The organism is Streptomyces sp. UNOB3_S3, from assembly GCF_020740895.1.
Lineage (GTDB): Bacteria > Actinomycetota > Actinomycetes > Streptomycetales > Streptomycetaceae > Streptomyces.
The window spans coordinates 1-2845 of record NZ_JAILXP010000588.1; the positions used below are offsets into that span (position 1 = coordinate 1).

At 73.3% G+C, this 2845-nt stretch carries 2 protein-coding genes and 1 pseudogene; 2 read left to right on the forward strand and 1 reads right to left on the reverse strand.

What is annotated here, in order from left to right:
* Positions 1–1180: serine/threonine-protein kinase (locus K6I33_RS33975; RefSeq protein ID WP_229358660.1), on the reverse strand; the 1180-nt coding region annotated here is incomplete at its 3' end.
* Between the two features lie 175 nt (positions 1181–1355).
* Between K6I33_RS33975 and K6I33_RS33980 the strand changes: the two genes are divergently transcribed.
* Both K6I33_RS33980 and K6I33_RS33985 read left to right on the forward strand, forming a co-directional pair.
* Positions 1356–1817, forward strand: a complete 462-nt coding sequence (locus tag K6I33_RS33980) for a hypothetical protein (protein WP_229358661.1) — start codon at positions 1356–1358, stop codon at positions 1815–1817.
* Positions 1818–1820: 3 nt separating this feature from the next.
* Positions 1821–2845, forward strand: a pseudogene (locus K6I33_RS33985) (hypothetical protein); the annotation flags it as partial.

The window sequence follows — 2845 nt, forward strand, 5'->3', positions numbered from 1 at the left end:
GTGGTGGAGCGGGCGTGGGCGCCGCGTTCTGGGTGGCGGCGGGGGGCCGGGCCGGCTGGTGCGAGCCGCTGAGCATTTTCGCGACCGAGATGCCGCCCCCGACGAGTGCGACGGCCACCGAAGCCGCCGCGATCAGCACGCGGGCACGGGGCTTGCGGGGGCGCGGAGGCACGGGCGGTGGCCGCCCGCCGCCGTCCGTGCCAGGGCCTCCCCCGCCCGCGGGCGCCGTGGGAACGGGCGCCGCACGCACGGGCGCCGCACGCACGGGCGCGGCCGTGGCGGTCGGAGCCGGCCGCGCCGGCACGGATGCCATGGGCGCCGTGGGCGCCGTCACGCCGCCCTGCCGTCCGGCAGGTACGGACGTCACCTCGCCGAGCATCCACCGCGCCTGCCCGACGTCGGCCCGTCGTGCCGGGTCCTTGCACAGCATGGCCTCCAGCACCGGGGCCAGCGGTCCCGCGTGTTCCGGCCGGGGAAGCGGATCGGTGGCCACCGCCTGAAGGGTGGCCTCCGTTGTGGCGCGGCGGAACGGGGAGATCCCTTCCACGGCCGCGTACAGCGTGATGCCCGTCGACCACACGTCGGACTCCGGGCCGGGGGCACGGCCCACGGTCCGCTCGGGAGCGAGGTGGTCCGGCGCCCCGAGGGCCTCGGCGGTCCGCACGAGGTCGGCCGCGCCTTCGAGGGCGGTGATGCCGAAGTCGGTGAGCGCCACCCGTCCCCCGTGCCCCAGAAGCACGTTGGCGGCTTTGACGCCCCGGTGAAGTACACCGTGACCGTGTGCCTCTCCCAGCGCGGCGAGCACGGGCAGCCCCAACCGCGCGGCGTCCCTCGGTGGAAGCGTGCCCTGCGCGGCGAGGGTGCCGGCCAGGGAACGCCCGTCGATCAGCTCCATGACGATCCATGGGCGGCCGTCGTGTGCCAGCAGATCGAGGACCGTGACGATGCCGGGGTGCCGGAGCCGGGCCGCCGCCCGGATCCCCTCTTCCATACGGGAGTACAGGGCCAAGCGTTCCTCGGGCGGCAGACCGGTGACGGTCAGTTCCTTGACGGCTACGTCACGGTCGGCCGCCTGGTCCCGGGCCCGCCACACCACGCCCGTCGGGCCGTGGCCCAGCCGCTCGACCAGCAGATACCGGTCGGCCAGTAGCCTTTCTCGCGCCCCGGATTGCCCGTTCACGGTGCTTCCTCGTATGTGCTTCTTCCATTTTCCCATGCCGCTTGATCCGGCCATGTGCTCGGTGCAAGGCTGAATGAGGGGACCCGGAAGGGCCGAGCACATGAACCAGCCGAATCAGTTGTTCAATGAAAAAGCTTCGGCAGGCGGTGCGGGCGATACGACCGACGAGATATTCGTGCCCACCCATACGGTCCCCGCGTGGGGCCTGGAAGTGTGGAGCGTTCCCGATACGGCGCAGGAGCCCGCCGGATTGTTGCCTGCCGATACGAGGGTGCGTGTCCTCGAACGGAGACCCGACGGCCTGGTGCGCGTCGCGACCGCCGAGGGCATAGCTGCGGTGTGGGCGGACGGGCGCCATCTGCAGGAGATCCCGGCCGGTGACCCGGCGACCGCCATGGGCTTCGTGGCGGAGCTCCAGGCGTCCGTCGCGAGCTACCAGCGGCTGCTGGACGACCTCGCGGCGAAGAGGATCGACGCGGACTCGTTCCGCCGCCGGGCGTTCGACGCCGGTCTCGTCCTGCGCGACGGCGCCGCCCTGATGTTCGATCTCCCCAGCGGGCGCTGGTACTGGTACGACGGCGTCCAGGTCCGTCCCATGGGCCCTGGGGCGGATCAGGGCGGAGAGAGTGAGGGATGAGCCATGAACGTCCCTCCTGATCCGGCGCTGCAGCAGGCGTGGCAGGCCATTGTCAGGGATCTCCAGAGCAAGAGCGCGGGTTACTGGAACGTCCTGTATTCAGCGGAGGCGGACATCCGCTCGGGCCAGTTCTTCTATGACGTCCTGGATGAACTGGTCAAGGAGCGGGACTTCATCCGGCAGAACCTTTTGCGGGTGAACCAGGAGCTCCAGGGCGTCATGCAGGCCGGTGCGCAGAACCTCAGGGCTTCCCTCGCCAATGTGATGGGGTGGAGCCAGCAGGCGATCGAGGAATTCGTCCAGCACGGCGGATTCCGCGTGGCCACGGTCACCGCCGCCACCGCCAAGGGCGTCATCCACAGCGCGGCCCCGGCGGCCGCCACCGGGGCGCCCACGGCGGCCGCTCCTGCCGCCGCCGCACCCGCGGCGGAGGCCGGTGGCGTGGTGAGCGGCGACGCGGCCGTGGGCGCGGCGGCTGCCGGCGAGAGCTCTGGCGCGGCGGCCGTTCCGGCGGCGAGCGCTCCGGGTGCGGCCGCACCGGGCGTGGCGGTCGGCGAGGGGATCGCGGCCGGTGAAGGGGTCGCCGCTGGTGAGGGTGTCGCGGCCACGGGTGAAGCCGCCACCACGGGCGCGGCGGTGACCGGCGAGACGGCCACCACGAGCGCGGCGCTCACCGGAGAAGCGGCCACCACCGGCGCCGCCACTACCGGTGCCGCGACCACTGGCGCTGCCACCACCGGCGCCGCCGCGACCGGCGAAACCGCGGCCGCCGGTGCCGCGCTCACCGGGGAGACGGCCGCCACCGGCGCCGCCGTGACGGGCGAAACCGCCGTCACAGGCGCGGCGCTCACCGGCGAGGCAGCCGCGACCGGCGAAGCCATAGGCGGCGCGGCGGCGGCCGAGGGCGTGAGCGGCTTCGCCGGGCTCGGTCTCGGCACGATCGTGACCGGTGGCATCGTCATCCTGGCCCTGGTCGGCGGAGGCATCTACCTCTGGAACCGAACCCACCCCTCCGCACCGCCCCATCC